This is a genomic window from Streptomyces sp. NPDC019396, from assembly GCF_040632375.1.
In the GTDB taxonomy this organism is placed as follows: Bacteria; Actinomycetota; Actinomycetes; order Streptomycetales; family Streptomycetaceae; genus Streptomyces.
The window spans coordinates 216,846-237,668 of record NZ_JBEYBS010000010.1 but is presented as its reverse complement, the minus strand read 5'-3'; the positions used below and the strand labels follow the sequence as shown (position 1 = coordinate 237,668).

The following is a 20,823-nucleotide window of genomic DNA, read 5'->3' as shown; positions in this document are numbered from 1 at the left end:
CGCGGTCAGCAATGCGCTGAACCAGCGCTGGAGCGTCCCGACGTGCCGCATGAGGTCGGCCAGGGTCCATCGGACGTCCACGGCCGTGCCTCGGTGAGCAGCCGTACCTCTCCGGACGACCAGCCGACGTGCGCCGACGGCCGGTCGACGTTCAGCGTCGCGGGAAGCACGGCGTGCCGCATCGCCTGCACCAGCTTCATCACACCGGCGACGCCCGCGGCGGCCTGGGTGTGCGCGATGTTGGACTTGACCGAACCCAGCCACAGGGGCCGCTCCGGTTCCCGGCCCTGTCCGTAGGTGGCGAGGATCGCCTCGGCCTCGATCGGGTCACCAAGGGTGGTCCCCGTGCCATGGGCCTCGACGAGGTCGACCTCGTGCGCGGCCACCCGGGCGTTGGCGAGGGCCCGGCGGATCACCCGTTGCTGTGCCTGGCCGTTGGGCGCGGTGAGCCCGTTGGACGCGCCGTCCTGGTTCACCGCGCTGCCCCGGATCACGGCGAGCACCTGGTGACCCGCCCGGCGCGCGTCCGAGAGCCGCTCGAGCAGCAGTACGCCCGCTCCTTCGCCGAAGGCGGTGCCGTCGGCCGCGTCGGCGAAGGCCTTCACCCGGCCGTCCGGAGCCAGACCGCGCTGCCTGCTGAAGGTGATCATGTCGTCCGGGGTCGCCATCACCGTGACGCCGCCGGTGAGCGCGAGCCGCGACTCGCCGGAGCGCAGGGAGGCGCAGGCCAGATGGAGGGCCACCAGGGACGCGGAGCAGGCCGTGTCCACGGTGACGGCGGGGCCGTGGAGGCCCAGGGTGTAGGCTACCCGCCCCGACATCACACTGCCCGATGTGGCAAAGCCGAGATAGCCCTCGTACTCGGACGCGGGCGCGGCCAGGGTGCTGTACGTCTGCCCCTTGGTGCCGACGAAGACCCCGGTCTCCGAGCCCGCGAGCCCGGTCGGATCGATGCCCGCCCGCTCGAAGACCTCCCACGCGATCTCCAGCAGCAGCCGCTGCTGGGGATCGACCGCGGTCGCCTCACGGGGCGCGATGCCGAAGAACCCGGCGTCGAACGCGGACGGGTCGGTCAGGAATCCGCCGCGCGAGACGTAGCTGGTGCCGTGGTGGTCGGGGTCGGGGTCGAACAACGTGTCCAGTGGCCAGCCCCGGTCGGCGGGGAAGTCCGATGTGGCGTCCCGGCCTTCGGCGATGAGCTCCCACAGCTGCTCGGGCGACTCCACCCCGCCCGGGAAGCGGCAGGCCATACCGATGATGGCGATCGGCTCGTCATCCGCAGAGCCTGCCCCGTCGCCCCCGTCGCCCCCGTCGCCCCCGTCGCCCCCGTCGCCCCCGTCGCCCCCGTCGCCCCCCGCGGCGTGCGTACGATCCGCCGTGAGCGGTCCGGTGGGGGGGCGGGTGCCCGGTGCCCCCGTCAGTTCCCCGACCAGCCGGTCCGCGAACGCCGCGGGCGTCGGGTGGTCGAACACCGCTGTCGGCGGGAGCCGCAGCCCGAGCAGCGCGCACAGCCGCTGCCCCACCGCCACGACGGCCAGTGAGCCGACACCGAGATCGACGAACGGCCGTGCGGGCGCCACCTGTTCGGGCCCTTCCACGCCGAGCGACCGAGCCACCTCGGCGCGCACCAGCTCCAGGACGGTCCGGGTGCGCTCGGGCCCCGTCATGGACGTGAGCCGCTGCACCCACTCGCCCCGGTCGCCTTCGCCCTCGCCACCGGACTTCCCGCCGGGCGCGCCATCGGTGGCCACACCGAGCAGCCGCGGGTCCGACTCCGCCAGCAGATGGCGGGTGATCTTCCCCGACGCGGTCCGCGGCACCTGTTCCACGGCGTACACCTTCTCCGGCACCTTGAAGAAGGACAGACGCGCACGGCAGTGCTGGAACAGCGCCTGCACGTCCACGCCTTCGGGCCCCGGCACCACATAGGCGACGGGCACCTCGCCGAGCACCTCGTGGTGCTCCCCGCCCACAGCAGCGTCGGACACGCCCACAGCCGTGCGTACCACGTCCTCGATCTCCACGGGGTGGATGTTCTCGCCACCCCGGATGATCAGTTCCCTGAGCCGTCCGGCCAGGGTCACATGCCCGAGGGCGTCCCGGCGCGCGAGATCGCCCGTGCGGTACCAGCCGTCCCGCAGCACCTCCGCCGTGGCACCGGGCTGACCGTGGTAGCCCAGCATCAGGCTGGGCCCGCTGACCCAGACCTCGCCCTCCTCGCCGGCGGGCACATCGGCTCCGGACCCGCTGTCCACCAGCCGGACGTCCACCCCCGGCACGGGGAGCCCGGCCGATCCCGCGACCCGGTCACCGGTCGGCCGGTTCGATGTGATCGCACCCGTCTCGGTCGATCCGTACTGGTCCACGAGCGGAACGCCGAACGCCTCCTCGAAGCGGCTGCCCAGGGCTGCGCCGCTGGCCGACCCGGCGACGAACCCCAGCCGGAGCGAGGGAAGACCGATGCCCTCCTCACCCGCACGGTCCAGCAGATAGTGGTACGTCGTCGGTACCCCGGCGAGGAAGGTCACACCGTCGTCGCGCAGCGAGTCCAGGACCTCGGAAGGGGCGAAACCACTCATGAGCCGGGCACTGGCGCCCACCGCCGCGACCCCCATGACACACAGGTTCTGGCCCAGGCCGTGGAACAGGGGCATCGGCCACAGCAGCCGGTCGTCCTCCGACATCCCGAGCACACCCACGTGGCAGGCCTCCACCAGCCACAGCGAGCTGCGCAGGGAGTACAGCACGCCCTTGGGCCGACCCGTGGTGCCCGAGGTGTAGAGCATCCACGCCGGGGCGTCGAGCGGAGTCTCCTCGGGCGCAGGGGCTTCGGGCTCGACGCCGGCGAGCTCCTCGTACGCGGTGATACCGGCGGTCGCGAGCTCCGGCACAGGGGCGTCGCCGGTGAGGACGATCGCAGGTCCGGCGACGCCGGACGCGGACACCGCCCGCAGTAGCACGTCGAGCCGCGCCGGGTCGCAGAGCACCACCGATGCCCCGGAATCCCCGAGGAAGTGGGCCAGCTCGGCATCGGACGCCTGCGGATTGAGCGGCACGGTGATGCCGCCCGCCCGTATGACGGCGAGGCAGCTCTCCACCATCTCGACGCTGTTGCCCATCAGGACAGCCGCCCGGCCGCCCCTCTCCAGTCCCAGGGCGGCCAGCTGCCCGGCGAGCCGAGAGGTCCGCAGATCCAGTTCCCGGTAGCCGACGGCGCGCCTGCCGTCGGCGAAGGCCACCTTGTCCCCGATCCGGGCGGCATGTCCGCCCAGCAGTTCGGACAGCGGGCGGATCAGCGAAGGGGTCGTGTCAGGAGCCATGTCATCGCACCTCTCGGCTCTGTGCTCAGTGCTTGGTGGGCGGTTGCGGCCGTGCCGTCAGCGGACGGCCAGTACGGTCCTGGTCGGGCAGGAGAACTCCAGGGAACCGTCGGGGCCCGCGAGCACCCGCAGCGCCTCGCGCGCCTCGTCGGTGGCCTCGGCAACCCGCTCCGGGGGCACCAGGTCCCACTGCACGCGGGTGGTCACGGTCCTGGTCCAGGCCAGGTAGTCGTCGATGGTCTCGAAGCGGGAGTCGGCCGGGACATGGCGAATCCGCACATCGCGGAATCCGGCGTCGAGGAAGGCCGCGGCCGTGGACTCCTCGCTGACCAGCGGACCGCCGAGACCCAGGACCACCTGCCAGGGATCGTCCACACCCTCGGGGAGGTACTTGGCCAGCACTCCCGCGAGGATCTCGGCCGACTCCCAGCCCGCGGCCAGCCCGCCGTTCTCGGTGGGGAAGGTGGTCGCGGCGAAGCGGCCACCGGGTCGCAGCGCGGCGACAGCGCTGGACAGCGCCTTCTCCGCCTCCGGCAGCAGGAACAGCACCATGCCGGCGCTCGCCGCGTCGAAGGGCTCGTCGAAGGCGAAGTCCTGTGCGTTGCCCAGCTCGGCACGGGCCCAGCCCGAGACCCCGCGGGCGACGATGTCCGCCGTGCAGGCATCGACCATGCCCTGTGCCTGGTCGATACCGAGCACGAAGCCGTCCGGGCCGACCTGGTGGGCGATGGGGAACAGGCAGGCGCCGCGCCCGCAGCCGATGTCGAGCACACGCTCTCCCGGCGAGAGCTCCAGCAGGTCGGCGACCATCTTCCCCAGCGGATGGAAGATCATCTGACCCGCGGTCTCGTACTGCGCGGCGGACTTGTCATAGGCGTCCCTCACCAGGGAGGTGATACGGATGTCCTCGGTCATGGCGTGCTCTCTTCCTGCTCTTCCTGAGTCAGCGGATGGTCGGATGTCGTCGGCCGCACAATGCAGCCGAGACGGAATTCGGCGCAATGCGGCCTGTCCGCAACGCGCCACCACAATTGGTCCGGGGTGGGCAGCATTTCGGACACGACGACTTCCCCTTCCGGGAGCCGTGCGATATCGAGCACCGACAGCGGATCGGCGAAATCGACGTACAGTGGTTTTGGTTCGGCCGGATGCTTGACATACACATGGCGGGGAATTCCGTGAGCGGCCCGAAGCCGCTGCACGGCCAGCCACTGGGTGACGGTGTCCCCGATCCGTTCCGGAACGGCCAGGCGCCAGCGCGCACGCTGAAGGACGACGCCGTCCACCACGATCCTGGGGGTGTGGGCGCCGAGGTCGACCGGCACCGGCACCAGCGCGGGCCTGGACAGCGCGCGGTGCAGCGTGGACGACAGGTCGCCCGGGTACAGCAGCCGCTGCTGCCCGCGGACCAGCACCGCGTCCGCCGAGGCGGGGACGACGGCGTCGGCGATCGGCACCACATCGGCACGGTCCTTGCCCGAAAGACCGCTCAACTCGATGGAGACACCGGGAAGCTCGGGAGTCACATGCGCGCTGCGCCGGCGCGAGACGATGGTCGCCGCGGTCCCGGCCGGCACGGCCCGCGCCACCCGCTCGCCGAACCCGTCCCACAGCCCGTCCGGGTCGCTGTGCAACGGCCGTTCCAGACCTCCGAAGATGGAGCTGCAGTCGTCGTGCAGCTCCGAGAGCACCCAGGTGGCCGTGGCCGGATCGGGGCCCGCTGCCATCAGGTCCGGACTCGGCAGGCATGCGTCCTGCGGACCGTAGGACACGGAGTCCCACAGCGGAGCCAGCGCCTCGTCCAGCTCGCTCCGGCTCAGCTCGACGACAGGCGGAGGGCCGCCGTCCGTATCCGCCTGGTCAACTGCCCGCACGACCAGAGCGCGCAGCACCGAGTCCAGGCGGTCACGCCGCGGCGAGCGGGCGGGGATCTCCCGTACGGCCAGCGCGGCCAGCGGTGCCGGGGAGCCGCGGAGTTCGTCACGCAGGGCATCGCGTGCGTCCTCCCTTGCCAGGAGGGCCGCGAGGAAAGCGAGCGGGAACACCGCCTCCGTGACCTGCCGGATCCGGTCCACGACCGGCGCCCCGAAGCCGACCCGCTCGCTCAGCGGACTGGACCTGTCCTCATGGAACAGCTCGCGGTCGGCGTAGTGCCTGCCGCTGTCGCGCGACACCTGCCCGCCGTCCTGCGCACGTGCCGCCCTCGCGGCCACGAGATGGCCGGCCCGCTCCGGCCATGCCGCCTCCGCGTACGTGTCACGGGCCTGCGCGAGTTCCACGACCGAGGCCGTGGGGTGCTCGGCCGCCAGCCTGGTCAGTGCGTGCAGTTCGGTCGCCGGGAGGCGCCAGGGAGAGACGATCAGCGCCGGTCCGAGTGCTTTCACCAGTCTGGCCGCGTAGGTGTCGTCCGTCCCTGTCCCCTGTGCGGGGGGAACCGCACCGGCCGCGGCGATCAGCGCGTCCAGACGGCTCCCCGGTGCCGCCGCGGCGGCACTCCACAGGGCCAGCGCGGGCGCCGCGACCTTGAACCTGCGGCAGTCGGTGGCCCGTTCCAGCATCGGGGACGAATCCGGGCGGTGGAAGAGGGGACTGGGCCACACGTGCTGAAGCGCCAGCGGCACCTCACCGGCGGCCTGCGTCCGAAGCTCCTCCACGAGCCAGGCACTCGCCTCCACCACGACCTTCTCCCGGCCGGGCGCGCCGACCAGCAGGGCGTCCTCCTGGTCCGGCAGCAGCCGCCCGAACAGCACCGGGCCGAAGAACGAGACCGTCTCGCACTTGGTGGCGAACCGGCGCAGGTAGCGGTGCAGGGTGTCGACCCGGCGCCGCAGGGCACGCGGCAGCGCGCCGTCCCCGTCCCGCGCCTCGGCCCAGCCCGGATGGGCCAGCGGCGGGGTCTGCAACGCCGTGTGGTGGAACGACGGATTCGACACGAACACGGCGTGCCCGACGCCGTCCTGGCCCGCCGCCTCCGCGGTGCCCAGCCGGGCCCGCAGCAGTGCAGCCTCCAGCTCCTCACGGGCCGTCGCCGACTGCTCGTCGAACGTGGCGACCAGGGCGTTCCAGCGGGAGGCCCAGTGGGGTGCCCCGGTCGCCGCGAGGACCGACTCGCACCGCTCGTCCAGCGTCGTACCTTCCTGGACCAGCCGGCGGCAGCTCTGGAGGGCCCGCAGGGACCGCTGTCGCGGTTCGACGGTGCGTACGGCCTCCCGCAGCTTCGGCCACAGCTCGTCCAGGAACGTCGCCCGCTCGGCGGCGACGGCGTCCTCGGCCGCGAGCACCCCGGCAGCGGTGGTGAGCAGTCCTTCGGAGGCGATCCCGTCCAGGAGACCGGCCGGGAAACCCGTCGCCCGCAGCAGCGACCACGGCATCGTCTCGACGGAGAGATCCCCGTTTCCCGCACGCACGTTCCATGTCAGTGATGCCATGTCAATTCTCCAGACTGGTCTCGCTTTTCGTCCGCGGCTCCGGTAGGAAGGAAAAGGCCCAGGAAATGTTCGGCCAGCCAGGCGCCGACGGGCCAGGTAATCCGGAGGGGAAAGTAAAAATGCGGATTTCGTCTCGGGCCAAGCGCCGTTGCCGCGAAAGCGTCGACCGCGCCGAGCAAAAGCTGATCGCCCTGTCGAGGAGTATTCACGCCGAGCCGGAGACCGCGTTCCAGGAGCACCGCAGTGCGGCCAAGGTGAGCGGGCTGCTTCGGGACGAGGGATTCGAGGTCGAGCCCGGCGCCGGGGGGCTGGAGACCGCGTTCACCGCCCGTTACGGCAGTGGCCCGCTCACCGTCGGCCTCTGCGCCGAGTACGACGCCCTGCCGGGCCTCGGCCACGCCTGTGGGCACAACATCATCGCCGCCTCGTCGGTGGGCGCCGCGCTGGCGCTGAGGGACGTGGCCGACGAACTCGGCATCACGGTCATGGTGCTTGGCACACCGGCCGAGGAGGAGGGCGGCGGCAAGATCACGATGCTGGAGGCGGGGGTCTTCGACGAGGTGTCCATGGCGATGCTCGTCCACCCGGCTCCCGAGGACAACTGCGCGCCCCGCCCCCTCGCACTGGTCGAGCTCGAAGTCCGCTACACCGGACGGGAGTCGCACTCCGCGCTCGCCCCCCACCTCGGTGTCAACGCCGCCGACGCGCTGACCGTGGCCGAGGTCGCCGTCGGCGTGGGCCGCCAGCACTTCGAGCCCAGGCAGCAGGTGCACGGCATCGTCACCCGGGGCGGCGAAGTGCCCAACGTGGTGCCCGCGTACACCAGCGCCCTCTACAACCTCCGCGCCGCCGACATGGAGTCCCTGGAACGCCTCGAAGCACGCATCAAGGCCTGCTTCGAGGCCGGAGCCGTCGCCACGGGCTGCACGCACGAGGTCCTGTCCACGCCGGCGTACGCCGAACTGGCCCACGACCCGTTCCTGGTGGAGGCATACCGGGCCGCGGCCACCGAGCTGGGCCGCCCCCTGGTCTCCCCGGAAGAGGAGCGCTCGATGCCCACCGGCAGCACCGACATGGGCAATGTGAGCCGGACCCTGCCCAGCGTCCACCCGAGCATCGGCATCGACAGCGGCGGCGCGGTCAACCACCAGCCGGAGTTCGCCGAGGCATGCGCGACCCCGGCCGCCGACCGGGCGCTGCTCCAGGGAGCCGTGGCGCTCGCCTGGACCGCTGCGCAGGCCGCCGAGGACGACCGGACCCGGGAGCGCCTGCTGGCGGCCCACCGGGCGCGCCGTGCCGAAGTCCACGCGTCCGGCTGACGGCCTCCGCCCGGGCCTGCCCGGCCGGACCGGGGCCGTCCGGGAGGGCGGCCCGGGCCGCCCGGCCGCGGCGGTGCTGCGGCCGGGGCGGTCCGGTGTCCGCCCGGGGGCGGGACGTGCAGGGGTCACGGAAGCCGCACCACCGTCTCACCCTCGGCGGTGTCGATGTGCACCGCCGTGATCCGGGGACCGGCCGCGGGGTCGACGACGACGTCAAGGGCCGCGAGTCCCGGCCACCGGTCGGCCCACTCCCGCTGCTGTGCCCGGCCCGTCTCCAGGCGCCGCAGCGACCTCGGGCACACCTTGTGCCCCGCCGCCTCGAGGTCGCCCGGGACCCGTGCCGCCCGCGCCTGAGGGTTGCCGTAGCTCAGGAAGAACGGCAGCACCCGGCTGCGCCAGGACAGGTCGAACGCCGCCTCGGCCCACGGCACACGCTGCCCGTCCGCACGGACCGACTCGCCACGGAACAGATCCGGATCCGCTGCCGTCACGGTCTCCAGCTCGCGCGCGGTGGAATCGATGTCGTCGGTCAGCACCGCCCAGTTGAGGAAGTCAGGTCCGTCCGCGGTCCGTTCCAGGAACAGGCGCCCGAAGTCGCTGCCCGCCAGCTTCTGCTCGTCATGGGTGACGAGCAGCTCCAGATACTGCACCTCGGGCGTGTCGAAGGGGACGACCCAGCTCGCCGTGCCGTCCGGGTTGGGGCTGCCGTCGGTGATGCCGAACCCGTAGCGCTCCCAGAGCAGTTCGCGCAGCGGCTCGATGGTCCGCGCGCCAAGGATCACATGGTCGATGCGCATCAGGCGGCACCGCCCAGCGCGTGCGAGGGGCACATGCTGTACGGCAGCGCCTCCCAGTCGTCACCGACAAGACCGGCCGCCATGCCCTTACCGGTGGCGCGGGCCGAGAGCAGCCCGTGCCCGGCATGGCCGGCCGACAGGAAGATCCTCTCGTTTCCGGGCAGCGCGCCCGCCAGTGGCCGTCCGGTGCCGGACACGGGACGCAGCCCGGCCCGCAGCTCCACGGGCACAGACTTGGCAAGCCCGGGCATGGCCGTGGTCGCGAACCTCAGCAACTGCGCGATGCCCTGGGTGGTCACATGCTCGGCGAAACCGGCGTCCTCCTCCGTCGCGCCGACGATCACATCGCCACCGACACCAGGCGCGAGGTAGTACGCGGAGGACAGGATGCAGCTCAGCTCCTCCTCGGTGCGCAGCACCGCCATCTGGCCGCGCTGCGGCCGGACGCCGGTCGCCTCGGCCAGGCCCTTGCCCGAGCTCCACGCGCCGGCGGTGATCACCACCCGGTCGGTGTGGAGCGTGCCGTCAGCGGTGACGACGGAGACGGTCGAGCCCTCCTCGCGCACCTCCCGCACCGTGACGCCCTGCCGCCACTCGACGCCCTGGGCCAGGCAGCGGCGCCGGACGGCGTCCAGATAGCGGCGGCCGTCGACCATCAGCCCGTCCGGGTCGAGGAGGTAGCGACGAGTGGGGGGCAGTCTGAGCCCGGGTGCGGCGTCCGCGAGCGCGTCAGCCTCCACCCAGACGCCGACCCCGAGACCGTCCAGCACCTCGCCGTAGGTCTCCACATCCGTATCGCGCAGCGCGCGCAGGATGGGTCGGGCCACGCTGAACGCCCCGTACTCCGGTTCGAGCCGGGCGGCATCGGCGTCCAGATCCCGCTTGGCGATCCGCAGCCAGTCGTAGAACTCCCGGTCCACGAGATAGCGCAGCGAGGGAACGGCCACTCCCGCCGCGCGGTTGGTCGCGTGCCCGGGTTCGTCGCCGGAGTCGAGTACGACGACGGAGGCCCCGCTGCGGCTCAACTCCTCGGCGAGGCAGGCGCCGACGATTCCGCCGCCGATGAGCGTGAAGTCAGGGGGTGATGACGGTGACGACGGCATGTCCTGCACCTTCCATGTCGGCCGCGCCGGCGAGTACCAGCGAGCGGGTGGTCACTTCGCTGTCGCTGTGGACAGCCGTGGGCGGGCCGGCCAGGCCGCGAGCCTGGCGCAGCAGATGTACGGGTTTGCCCCGCAGGACGAGGCGGAACCAGGCGCCCGGCCGGTCCGCGGTCCTCGCCAGGCACTGGAGGCGGACGGTGCCGTCACCGTGGTAGCGCTGGAGGCCCTCGACACACCACACGAGTTCCACCGCGTCCGGGGGCGTTCCGGCCTCCGGCCCGGTGAGTTCGAGCCGGGCGAGAGACGGCGGTCCGAAGGTGCCGGTGTCGTGGTCCCATACGGCACGCCCGAGCGGGATGCCCTCGGTCAGCGGGGACGGCGGGCAGATCCGGCCGGCGTCCACGAGGGCGGTGCGGAGCGCCGGATCACCCCGGTCGTCCCATCCTGATTCGGCCGGCGCCGACGGCAGTTCGCACAGCGTCAGCGGCGGCAGCACACGCCGCCCCGCCAGCCGCCGCGCGGTCGCCCGCCCGCCGCGCGAGGTCAGTGAGAACGCGGCACCGGCGACGAGCACCGCCGCGGGGGACGGCCGGAGCACCAGTGGCCGCTCGCGCCAGTCGTCCGGCGGGGCAGTGGAACCGGACGGCTCGGAGAGCGCCCCGAGCTCGCCCCAGGGCAGCGCCTCCACCAGGCTTCCCGGGTCCCCGCAACCGCTCGTCCCGAGGAGCACCGGGCCGCCCGGTGTCTCCACACGGGCCAGCAACTCGGCCCGCCTCGACACCAGCAGACCATCGGCGTCACGCCACTCGTGGACCTGGGCCACCGCGCTCTGGAGCCCCGCGACGGCCGTCGCCGCACGCCCGGCCGCCTCGGTGAGCAGCAGTCCGGTCTCCTTGCCCGCTCCCTGGTCCATGGGCCCGGTCAGCCGTCGTGAGCCGGTGACCCCGCCCGTGGCGGCGTCACGTTCGAGCCGCAGGGCGTCGAGCGAGACGGTGAGCCGGGGCGCACCCTGGGTGGGGGTCAGGATTCCCGAGGCACGTATCCGCGTCTCAGCCATGGGACACCGCCCGCAGCCCGACCAGTCCGGCCGGGAGCCGGAAGCCGGCGTTGGCGAACGACACCAGCACCGGGTACTGCCCCAGCTTTCCGCAGCCTCCGGTGGCCCGCAGATAGGCGGCCACCCGGTGCTCGTACGGCCGTAGTCCGGCGAGCACACGCGCTCCGTCGCCGGTCACCGTCAGCGGGCCGAGCCGGGCGGTGCTGCCGTCGGCGCGGTGCAGCAGGGAGAAGGGCGCGTGGAACACGAACGCGCCCGACGCGATGTTCATCATGTCCAGCCGCAGCCCGTAGGGGGCGACCCAGTCGCCCGTGGGCGGCTCCAGCGGGGTACCCGGCTCGATCAGGGCCACGGTGTGGGTCATCCGGGGGATCGCCGGGTGCCGGTAGTCCTGCTTGCGCCCGTGCCCCGAACCGGGGCGGCCACCGAGCCGGGCCGCGAGCGCCCGGTCGGTCATCGGCTGCCCCACGCTGCCCCGGTCGATCAGCGGGAGCGTGCGGCAGGGGGTGCCCTCGTCGTCGAACGGGCTGCGGTAGCCCGGTCCGTCGTGTGCGCCGCCGTCGAGCACGGACAACCATTCGGGCGCGACCCGCTGTCCGGCGCGCGCCCCGAGATAGCTGGTTCCGGAGGCGACCACGTCGGCCTCCATCGGATGGCCGGCGATCTCGTGGAAGAACGCCCCGGCGAGACCGGGAAGCAGCACGAGGTCGGCTCCGTCCGGCAGTTCGGTGCTGAGAGGCAGCGCGAGGCGTGTGCGTATCGCACCGGCGGTGCGTACGGCCGCTTCCCGCAGTCCGTCCGGATCGGATCCGGGGCGGGCGCACAGCAGTGACCGGGAGTGGACGGTGCCGTCGGCACCGGTCACCCGGGTCTCCAGGGTCGTGACGATCCGCTCCGTGGTGGCGACGCGCTCCGCGTCGCCCGCGGCGATGTGCTGCTGGGCCACACCGAGGGTCAGCTCGGCGCCGGTGTCGGCGGCGATCCCGGCCAGTTCGGTGCGCAACTCGGCGGTGAGCTCGAACAGGGGCCGTTCCTGGACCTCGCACAGTGCGTCCGCGGCCTCGGCGCCGGCCCCCGCCGCGCCGGAGGTCAGCAGATCGTCGCCGTCCGCGAAGCGGTGCTCGGTGAACCCCCGGCCGAGATGCCGCTCGATGCTCATCCCGCGCACAGAGGACTGCTCGGTGGTGATGCCGCCGTCCGGCAGCACATCGGCGCGCAGCCGCAGTGACCGCTCGGCGAAGAGCGTGGTGTCCGTCATTCCGGGCCGCTCCTGCCGCTGTCCCTGCCGATGATCTGCATTCGCAACTCGCTGGTGTAGCGCCGGCCTTCGGCGTCCCGCAGCCACAGTTCACCGGGACCGGGCGCCATGCGTTCCACACCCAGCTGCTCCGCGCCGCGCGCCACATGGCTGACCAGGTCCGCCGCGAGCGGCGACGCCAGATCGATCAGATACGGCTTGCGCTCGTGGGCGCTGCGGCAGAAGACGAACCGGTTCCCGGTGTCGCGCGCCAGCCTGCGCAGAGCCAGGAACCGCGCGTACGGCTCCGGCGCCGCGAGCGCCGCTGCGGGCACCTGCCAGCGGGACCGCTGCAGGACGACGGATCCCAGGGCGACTTCGGGTTGAGCACCCTCGGTGCAGAAGGTGGGATGGAGTACCTGCGGATGGGAGAGCGCCGCGATCGGGGCGTACTTGACGAAGTCGCTGAGGGGGACGTACGCGCTGACCGGACGGCCTTCCGGATCGTGCAGCGCGACCTCGTCAGGCCCGATGCGGACCGTGAGGTCCTCCGGCTTCAGCAGGTCCGGCTCCCCGTGGTCGGTCCACGTCAGCGGACGCATCGCCACTTCACGGCCGGGGAAGCGGTAGTAGCCCTTGTTGCGGCGCCCGAAGTCGAGGCCGACGACCGTGCCGTCCTGCTCCGATGTCCAGGCGGCGGCATCCGCGCCGAGCCGGGCCGGATCCGGGTGCATCGTGCCCAGCCAGCTGCGGACGAGCAGATGGTGATGGGCGCGGGAGAGCACGAGCGGGGCGCCGTCGAGGCCCGAGGCGTCCGGTGTGGCGGGGCACAGGTCGATGACCGCGTACCGGTCGCCGTCCAGCGCCTTGGCCTCTCCCGCGAGCCGCTCGACCTCGGCACGCCAGTCGGCGCCGGGGTAGCTGGGTGCGTACGCCGCCTGGAAGGTGCTGGTGGAGTCCGACCTGCTGACGGCCGCCCGGGTCGCATAGGTGAGCAGGTCCAGCTCGACAGACGGCCCGTCAGGACCGTCCGCGAACGCATCACGCACCGCGTCCGCCGCTGCGGACCGGGCGGCCCAGCCGTGCGCCGCGCACACCTCCATCACCGGGGCGAGCTGCTCCTCCCAGCGGCGGACCAGCCCGGAGCCGAGGGTGAGGGCGAAGGGTGAGGCGCACTCCTCGAAGAACACGGCGCGGTCCGCGTAAGCGGCGCCGGCGCCCCGGCGGGCGGGCTTACCGGTGAACTCCGTGAACCGGTGCTCCAGGGCCGCGACTGTCGTCGCCTTTCCGTCGAGCGGCTGCTGTGCCAGGTCCGCGATGAGTGAGGTCAGTTCGCCGATCCGGTCCAGCCACAGCTCGCGTGCCGACGAGGGCGGCAGCGCGGAGACCTGCTCCCCCAGGGTGGTGAGCGGCTCCAGATCGTAGTCACCACCGCCGAGCCCGATGGTGACGGCCTCATCGGCCACCAGCCGCATCAGGGTCCGGGCGATCTCGCGCGCCGGTCGCCCAGCCGTGCGCACCAGGTCGCGGAAAGAGGCCCCGCCCGCGGGCACCAGGGACAGCAGCGGCTCGTCCGCGGCCCCGGCCCGGCCGGTGGAGTGGAACGTCAGATGGGGAAGGACTCCGGGGTCCCTGGCGATGGCTGTGGCCAGCGCACGAGCCGCCCAGTGCGAGAAGAAGACCCTGCGGGCACGGGGTACGTCGTCGCGCAGCTCCGCTCCGTCGCCGTCCGCGTCATCGACCGTGCCGTAGGCCATGGGCCCGAAGAAGCTCACGGTCTCGTTCTTCGCGCAGAAGCGCTGCACATACGTGTACATCTGCCGGCGCACCCTGCGCCAGCGGGAGGTCAGCGGACCGTCGTGTGCCAGCAGCGGGAGCAGCATGTTGCGGTACGCGTCCGGGTTGGACAGGAACACCGCCTCGGCGACCCCCGGATCCGTCAACCGGTCCCGGAGCCGTCTGCCCACCTCGTCGTCGGCCTGCTGATAGGCGAGCACATAGCGCTCCGACGCCTCGGCCCAGGCGGATACCGCCCGGTTCCAGTCAGCGCCGCCCGCCCTGGGCAACTGCCGTACCCTTCCCCGTAGTACGTCGGACCGAACGGCTTCGGCACGGGACCCGGCGAACTGGGTCTCCACGAGCTCCAGCACGGTCCGTTCGCGGTCGAGCAGCTCGTCCGAGAGCTCCAGGAGGGAGCTGGGCGCGCCCAGCTCCTCCAGCCAGTCGAACGGCATTCCCGCATGGCGCAGGATGAACTCCCGCCCGATGCGCCATTGTCGGCTCACTGGCTCCTCCGCATCACTCCGGCCTGGAGCAGCCGGCCGGTCAGTTTCGTGCGGACCGCATCGCTGATCCGGTCCAGGACGGCGGTGTCGCCGGACGAGAGCCGCTCCACGACCGGAGTCAGCTTCGGGTGCAGCCGGAACGCGCTGCCGGTCCGCAGATTCACCACGAACGAACCCGGTCCCCGGTCGTCCGGGCCCGGACCCGACTCGGCCACGACAGCGGCCGACGGCTCCCATACGGGAGGCACGGGGCGGGACCCGGCCCCGGAGTCCAGGACGCAGCAGGCGAACCGCCCCGGGTACAGATCGGCCACGGCACCGAATTCGGTGTTGAGGCCCGCGATCACAGCCGTGCGTTCCGCCTCGTCGAGGGTTCCGGGAGCGCCGAACCGGTCCCAGCGGGGCAGATCGTGGCCCGGCGACGTGTGCCGGGTCAGCGGCACGCCGTCCCAGGTCGCCGTTGCCCGGCCACCGTGGTCAGCGGGCAGCCGGAACGGGCTCAGCCCCGCGAGCCGGGGCCCGGGCCCGCGCAGAAGGCTCCGGGCGGTGGCGCCGGTCTCCTCGGCGCTCACCCCGGGTGCCCCGACCAGCAGCTCAACGGCGAGCAGCGACTCGCCCACCAGCTCCAGGACAGGCCGCAGATCGGTGCGGCTGCCGTCCGTCCCCGTGACCTCGGCCCAGGACGTCAGCCGTGCCACGGTCAGCGCCGCGCCACGGCACTCGCGCCACGCCTCGCCGGGCAGCGCCACCGCTTCCTCGGGGGCCAGCCAGCCCGCCCAGGCGATGCCCGCCTTCCAGTCGGCGGCGCGGCGGACCCAGTGGATCCGTGTGCCGTCCCCCGACCACTCCTTGCGCAGCCGCCATGTGGGCGACCAGTCATCGAAGCCGACCGCAGCCGAGAACGGAGCCAGCTCCCGCAGTGCCTTCCGGTGCGCGCCGGCGAAACGCCCGCAGAGCACGACACGTTCTGGGCCGACGGCCTCCAGCAGTACCGCGGCGGCGGGGAGTTGCTGATCGGTCTCGATCACCAGATGCACTACCCGGTCCCCGGCAATCTCACGCGCCCACCGGGCCTCGGGCCCCAGCAGCCCGGTGCGCTGAGCGGCCAGGACCACATCGGCCCCCGACTCGGTGGTGCCGTCGACGAGTTCCACGTCGTCCGCCGCCAGCCTCAGGGCCGGGTCGTTCTCGCCCGCCAGCCGCAGCGCCACGCCCATGGCGCGCAGCCGGCCCGCGTCATGGCTGCCGCGCGCGGTGATCCGTGCCGCGGCCCGCGCGAACAGCGCCCTGGTGCGGGCCGCGGCGGTATCGGTCCCGCTGCCCCCGCCGAGCGCGTAGCCGCCGGCCGGCTCACCGAGAGCTCCGGTGCTCGTGAGCCGTGCGATGAAGTGCGCGTTCACATCGAGCAGTTCGACGTTTCGATCCGGCCCGGGCCCGAGGTCCGGTTCCAGACTCGGATCGAACAGCGGGGGGATCACCACACGGCGCATCACCGCTCACCCCCTCCCCGCAGATACACACAGCGCAGCTCGGAGGCGAAGCGCAGCTCCCCGTCCCGCAGCCAGGCGTCCTCCGGCGCGGGCAGCGCCTCGGAGACCACCAGTTGCTCCGCCGTGGCCGCCAGCCGGGCGAGGCCCTTGAGCAGCTCGGGACTCGCGGTGTCCACGTACACGGGTTTGCGCTCGGCCGGCGACTTCACGAAGAAGCGGCGGGGCAGTCCCCGCTCCCGTACCAGCCGGGCCGACGCGAGCAGCCGGTCGGCCTCCCGCTGGCTGCTGTGCGCCTCCAGCACCGCGGCGCTCGGCAGCGACCAACGGCGCCGGGAGAACACCACATTGCCCCAGCGCAGCCGTGGCACGTGTGGCAGCTCCGGGAGCGCCGGGCGGCGGATCCGGGGCAGCGCGAGCGCGGTGTGCACGGCGGTGTCGAGCTCGCCGTTGTGGAAGAGGAGGCTCTGCCCGGGATGGGCGTCGCTGCGCAGCACGACCTGTTCGCCGTCGCTGTCCAGCCACAGCTGGTCCAGGCCGATCCGCTCCCGGCCGGAGGACGCCGTACCACCCAGTTCGAGCACCACACCGGGGAACTCGAGCGGCGGCAGTCCGGTCGTACGGCGTGAGATCACATTGACGGCGAGCTGCTCGCCCAGTGCCCCGCGCACCGCGGCGTCCCGCTCGGCCAGCAGCCCGGCGGAATCCGGATGGAACTGCAGAGCCCAGGGGGTGAGCAGCGCCGCGTCGTGGATGTCACCGAGCACGAGCGGAGTCGTCCCCGGCTCGTATCCGGCCAGATCGGGTGCGGCGATCAGCACGTCGATGCTGCACAGCACCGGGGCTGCGGGCGGCGGAGGTACGGCCAGCAGCCCCGCCACGTCGAGTTCGGCACGGTCCTCGCCCTCGGGCCCGAGCTGGGCGATGACCCTGCCCAGCTCGGCGCCGAGTGCTCCGCCCGACTCCATGCCGAGGTCCGCGCAGTCGCGCAGGGCCCGCAGCAACGGGATCCTGCCCTGGCCCAGCCGGGCCGCGACCGCCCGGTTGGTGCGTACGCGGGTCATCTCGGCCTCGTGGGCCAGCAGTTCAAGCACGGGTGCGACGGAGTCGCACATATCCCGGGCGAGCGGCCCGCGGACATCCAGCCCTGCGGTGCCCACCGCGGCCTCGTGGATGATGACGCGGTCGTTGTAGAAGCGGCCGCGGTCCGCCGATCGGTCGGCGACGGGGAGCAGCGACTCCAGCTCGGCCTGGATGGTCAGCTTCCGCTCGGGCGGCGCCCACGGGTAGCCGTCGAGCAGTTCCAGCATCTTCACCAGCAGCGCCCGCACCCCTGCCGCGTGGCCGGCCTTCCCGGGGTCCGAGCCCTCGATCCGTTCCAGGGTCCAGCGCAGTGGGTCGACCACCGTGGCCGGCGGGCACAGCGTGTGGGTCAGCGTCCCCTTCGCCACGGCCTTGGTGAACGCCTCCACCGTCTCCCGCGCATCGGCACCCGACCCGGCAGCGATCTCGGCCACCGTGCGTACACCGTCGGCCTCCCGGAGCAGCAGGGCATCGATGCCCGCGCCGCCCGGGGGCGTCCGCGGGGTCCGCACGATGGTCTTGCGCACCGGTACGAGTCGTCCGGCCAGCGCCTCGTCGCCCAGCAGCAGCGCCTGTACCGCGTCGTTGACCCGGGCGGCGGTGTGGGCCTGACGGACCCTGATCGCGGTGTGGCCGTCCCAGTCCAGGGCCGTCGGAGCGTCGGAACCGGGGTTGAGCCGACCGTAGTTGATCGGTCCGAAGAAGCTCATCGTCTCGCTCTTGGACGCGAGCCGCTGTGCGTAGGAGGCGAGTTGGCGCCTGATGCGCCCGCCTGTCGCACCTCGCGCGAGATCGCGGTGGACCGCGGGGGACGAGCAGACGATGGCGTCGTTGACGCGCGGATCGGTGCGGATGGCGGCGAGCGCCTCGTCCGCCACGGCCGCGTCGGCCTCGACGGTGGCGGTGAGCCGCTCGCGCGCCGCGGTGACCTTCTCCGCCGTGGCGTTCCACTCGGCCAGCCAGCCGGCGGGGAAGGTACCGGAGGGCGGCAGCGGCCGCAGACCGCGCAACTTGCTCTGCTGGCCCCGGGAGAGGCGCCCGGACGGATGGAGCCGCGCTGCCACTTCGGCTGCCTGGGCCTCCAGGGCGAACAGCTCATCGAGGAGCAGACGGGTCTGCCCGTACGCCAGTCGTTCGACCATCTGCCAGGGGAACCCGGCGCTGCGCAGGACGACCGTGGGCAGCAGAGTCCAGGCGTGCCGCGGCGGAACGGGGGAGGCGGGCTGGGCGGGTGGGGCGGTCATGACGACGCTCTCTTCATGGCGATCCGGAACTCCGAGGTCACAGGGGCCCCGCCGTGGCGCAGCCACAGCGCGTCCGGCGCCGGTCTCATCTCGGCCAGCGACACGGTCGGACTGTCGCCGGCCAGCACCATCGCCACCAGCGCGTCCACGGCCAGCGGGTTGTCCAGATCGATTCCGACCGGTTTCGGCTCGTGCGCCAGGGAGGCGAAGCAGAACCGTGGCAGGCCGAGCCGGGCCCGCAGGGACTGCACGGCGAGGAAGGCGGCACGCGGGTCGCGCACCGCGTCGACACCGAGGTCGGCCCGGTCGAACCACCAGCGTGCCCGCTGCACGATCAGATCGCCCACCACGATCCTCGGCGCGAAGTCCCCGAACCGCACCAGCGGCAGTCCCACACCGGGAGCGGCGAAGGCCCGCAGATGGACATGGTCGTCCTCGCCCGCGTACAGGGTCAGTTCGCCGTCGGGCGTACGCAGCCGGGGTGTGCCGTCCACGAGGGCGACCGTCAGGTCGGTGAGCGGCACGGTGCGCTCCCGGTCGTCGCTGGCCACTGAGGTGATCTCGACAAAACGTCCCGGGAACCAGTCGGCCACCAGGCCTTTGTGACGCCTGCGCCGGATCACCGTGGCCAGTCGCTCGGCGCCGCCCCACGGTTCGAGACCCGACGCGAAGTCGCCCAGCATCCGGTCCTGTTCCTCGCTGAACAGGCCCTGTGAGCCCCAGGCGAAGACATACGGGTGCAGCTCGCCGAGCACCAGCAGCTCGCTGCCGCCGTCCCTGCTCTCCAGCATCAGATCCGGGCTGACGAAACGGTGCCTGCCGGGCTCGGGCGCGAACGCCGCCAGTTCGGCGGGCGTGAGCCTGGCCTCCTGCCCCTGTACGGCGGACTCCACCAGCTCCGCGTAGTCCCGCTTGAACACGATCAGGGGGCCCGCCAGGGCGTCAAGACCACCCGCGTCGACGGATGCGTGCACGCGGCGGATCAGCTCGTCGTACGGCATGGCGCGGGTGCCCGCCGCACGCATGATCTCCGTGCACAGCTCGGCCGCGGCGCGCTGCTGGAGCTCGCCGTAGCGGGCGGCGACGTCCAGCACCGGGCTCAGCTGGGACTCCCAACGCCGGGCCACGTCTCCGCCGACCACCACCGGGCTCTGGTCGCCCTTGGCGTCCAGGGACACCACCAGCCGGTCGGCGTACATCCGGCCACCGGCACGACGCGCGTCGACCTCGGTGAGCCTGGTGAAGCAGTCCTCCACCCGTTCCAGCGCGGTTGCCCTGGCGCGGTTGCCTTCGGCGGCCGCGTAGGCATGGGCCAGATCGCGCAGCTCGCGCAGCCGCGCGGGCCAGGGGGTGCCCTCCGCGTAACGGTCGGCCCAGGAGACCAGCCAGTCCAGGGGGCGGGCCGCGGTGGACGGCGGTTCAGGCCAGAGCCGTACCGCCCCCGCCTGCCGCAGCCGGTCGAGCACGCGACGCGCCTCGGCGGGCTCAAGGCCCGCCAGCGTGGCGAGTTCACCGGTGGAGCGCCGGCCGTCCACGGCCTCGGCGAGCTGCCACTGGACGCCCGACAGTGCGATCCGGCGGCCGTCGGCGGACTGGATCGTCCCCGATCCCGGTGCCCCGCCCGGCGTCCTGCGGCAGGACGGCAGCCAGGTCACGGGCGGCCGGTCCCGTACGTCAGGGTCCGTACCGACGAGCCTGGCCAGCTCACACACGGCCCAGAACGCGGTCTGCGCCTCCAGGACGTGGTAGCCGGAGTCCGTCTCGGGCCCCAGGGCGGTTCCCTCGGCCGTACGGTCGACCCTGCCGTGCACCAGCGGACCGAAGTAGCTGGTCGTCTCGTTCTTCGCGCCGAGACGCTGACCGTAGAGATAGACACGGCGGTAGAAGGAGCGGTCCTTGGCGCGGTTGCGGCCCGCAGCGGTGTCCCGCTGTTCCCAGCCGTCGATCCAGCGCAGCACCTCGGTGTGGAAGGACGGCGACAGCTGGAGCAGGGCGTCGCACACCCGCTCGTCGCCGAGCAGATCGCGGACCCGCTCCGGCCGCCGCAGCACCTCCTCCCCGAGAGCCCCGGTCAGCCGGCCGGCCGCCTCGTGCCGGGTGGAGTGCGCCGCGCGATAACCGTCGACCGCCGAGGCGACGGCGCCGCCGTATGGACTCCGCTCCACGAGCAGCCTGCGGCCCACCCGGCTGCGCAGCTTCGACAGCTCACGCAGCTCCGCGCGGTCCGTTTCACGGTCGGCCCGTGCGACGGACTTGGCGATCTCCTCCTGCAGCCGGGCGCGGCTCCGCTCGAACCCGGCCACCGCCTCCCGGTAGTCCGCCGCCGCGGTACTCGTCGGCCCGTCACCGAGGGCGGTCAGCAGGCCGACGCCGAACCCCGCCCGCCTCAGCAGCAGCCGGGGATACAGCTGCCATTGCGCCCGCTGTCCCGTCTGCCGTTCCGTCGCTTCGTCGTCCGCCATG

Annotated in this window: 12 protein-coding genes; 1 reads left to right on the top strand and 11 read right to left on the bottom strand. The window is 72.8% G+C overall.

The window, feature by feature from the left end:
- Positions 1 to 5: 5 nt before the first annotated feature.
- The 3 genes from ABZ532_RS14705 to ABZ532_RS14695 are packed head-to-tail and all read right to left on the bottom strand — an operon-like array spanning position 6 to position 6,748.
- Complete coding sequence (locus tag ABZ532_RS14705; protein ID WP_361282535.1) at positions 6 to 3,320, bottom strand: beta-ketoacyl synthase N-terminal-like domain-containing protein; 3,315 nt, start codon at positions 3,318 to 3,320, stop codon at positions 6 to 8.
- Between the two features lie 57 nt (positions 3,321 to 3,377).
- Positions 3,378 to 4,235, bottom strand: a complete 858-nt coding sequence (locus tag ABZ532_RS14700) for a methyltransferase domain-containing protein (RefSeq protein WP_361282533.1) — start codon at positions 4,233 to 4,235, stop codon at positions 3,378 to 3,380.
- Positions 4,232 to 6,748, bottom strand: a complete 2,517-nt coding sequence (locus ABZ532_RS14695) for a lantibiotic dehydratase (RefSeq protein ID WP_361282531.1) — start codon at positions 6,746 to 6,748, stop codon at positions 4,232 to 4,234. Before ABZ532_RS14695 ends, ABZ532_RS14700 begins: the two co-directional genes overlap by 4 nt.
- 119 nt (positions 6,749 to 6,867) lie before the next feature.
- Here ABZ532_RS14695 and ABZ532_RS14690 point away from each other — a divergent pair, with 119 nt between their 5' ends.
- Positions 6,868 to 8,067: a M20 family metallopeptidase gene (locus ABZ532_RS14690; RefSeq protein ID WP_361282529.1), complete on the top strand. Its 1,200-nt coding sequence runs from the start codon at positions 6,868 to 6,870 to the stop codon at positions 8,065 to 8,067.
- A gap of 125 nt (positions 8,068 to 8,192) precedes the next feature.
- Here ABZ532_RS14690 and ABZ532_RS14685 read toward each other — a convergent pair whose 3' ends face one another.
- The 8 genes from ABZ532_RS14685 to ABZ532_RS14650 are packed head-to-tail and all read right to left on the bottom strand — an operon-like array spanning position 8,193 to position 20,822.
- Complete coding sequence (locus ABZ532_RS14685; protein WP_361282527.1) at positions 8,193 to 8,864, bottom strand: VOC family protein; 672 nt, start codon at positions 8,862 to 8,864, stop codon at positions 8,193 to 8,195.
- Positions 8,864 to 9,967 (bottom strand): FAD-dependent oxidoreductase, encoded by a 1,104-nt coding sequence (locus ABZ532_RS14680; protein WP_361282525.1) that lies wholly within the window; start codon positions 9,965 to 9,967, stop codon positions 8,864 to 8,866. The genes ABZ532_RS14685 and ABZ532_RS14680 overlap by 1 nt, the downstream gene beginning before the upstream one ends.
- Positions 9,939 to 11,024 (bottom strand): hypothetical protein, encoded by a 1,086-nt coding sequence (locus ABZ532_RS14675; RefSeq protein ID WP_361282523.1) that lies wholly within the window; start codon positions 11,022 to 11,024, stop codon positions 9,939 to 9,941. The genes ABZ532_RS14680 and ABZ532_RS14675 overlap by 29 nt, the downstream gene beginning before the upstream one ends.
- Entirely contained in the window at positions 11,017 to 12,282 is a 1,266-nt protein-coding gene (locus tag ABZ532_RS14670; RefSeq protein WP_361282521.1) for a metallopeptidase TldD-related protein, read from the bottom strand. The genes ABZ532_RS14675 and ABZ532_RS14670 overlap by 8 nt, the downstream gene beginning before the upstream one ends.
- Entirely contained in the window at positions 12,279 to 14,546 is a 2,268-nt protein-coding gene (locus ABZ532_RS14665; RefSeq protein WP_361282519.1) for a lantibiotic dehydratase, read from the bottom strand. The genes ABZ532_RS14670 and ABZ532_RS14665 overlap by 4 nt, the downstream gene beginning before the upstream one ends.
- The gene (locus ABZ532_RS14660; protein WP_361282517.1) at positions 14,543 to 16,036 is read right to left on the bottom strand and encodes a hypothetical protein; all 1,494 of its coding nucleotides are present in this window, start codon (positions 16,034 to 16,036) and stop codon (positions 14,543 to 14,545) included. Before ABZ532_RS14660 ends, ABZ532_RS14665 begins: the two co-directional genes overlap by 4 nt.
- On the bottom strand, positions 16,036 to 18,360 hold the full coding sequence (locus tag ABZ532_RS14655; RefSeq protein WP_361282515.1) for a lantibiotic dehydratase: 2,325 nt from the start codon (positions 18,358 to 18,360) through the stop codon (positions 16,036 to 16,038). Before ABZ532_RS14655 ends, ABZ532_RS14660 begins: the two co-directional genes overlap by 1 nt.
- Positions 18,357 to 20,822 carry a lantibiotic dehydratase gene (locus ABZ532_RS14650; protein WP_361282513.1) on the bottom strand — a complete coding sequence of 822 codons (2,466 nt, stop codon included), beginning with the start codon at positions 20,820 to 20,822 and terminating at the stop codon, positions 18,357 to 18,359. The genes ABZ532_RS14655 and ABZ532_RS14650 overlap by 4 nt, the downstream gene beginning before the upstream one ends.
- Position 20,823 lies beyond the last annotated feature (1 nt).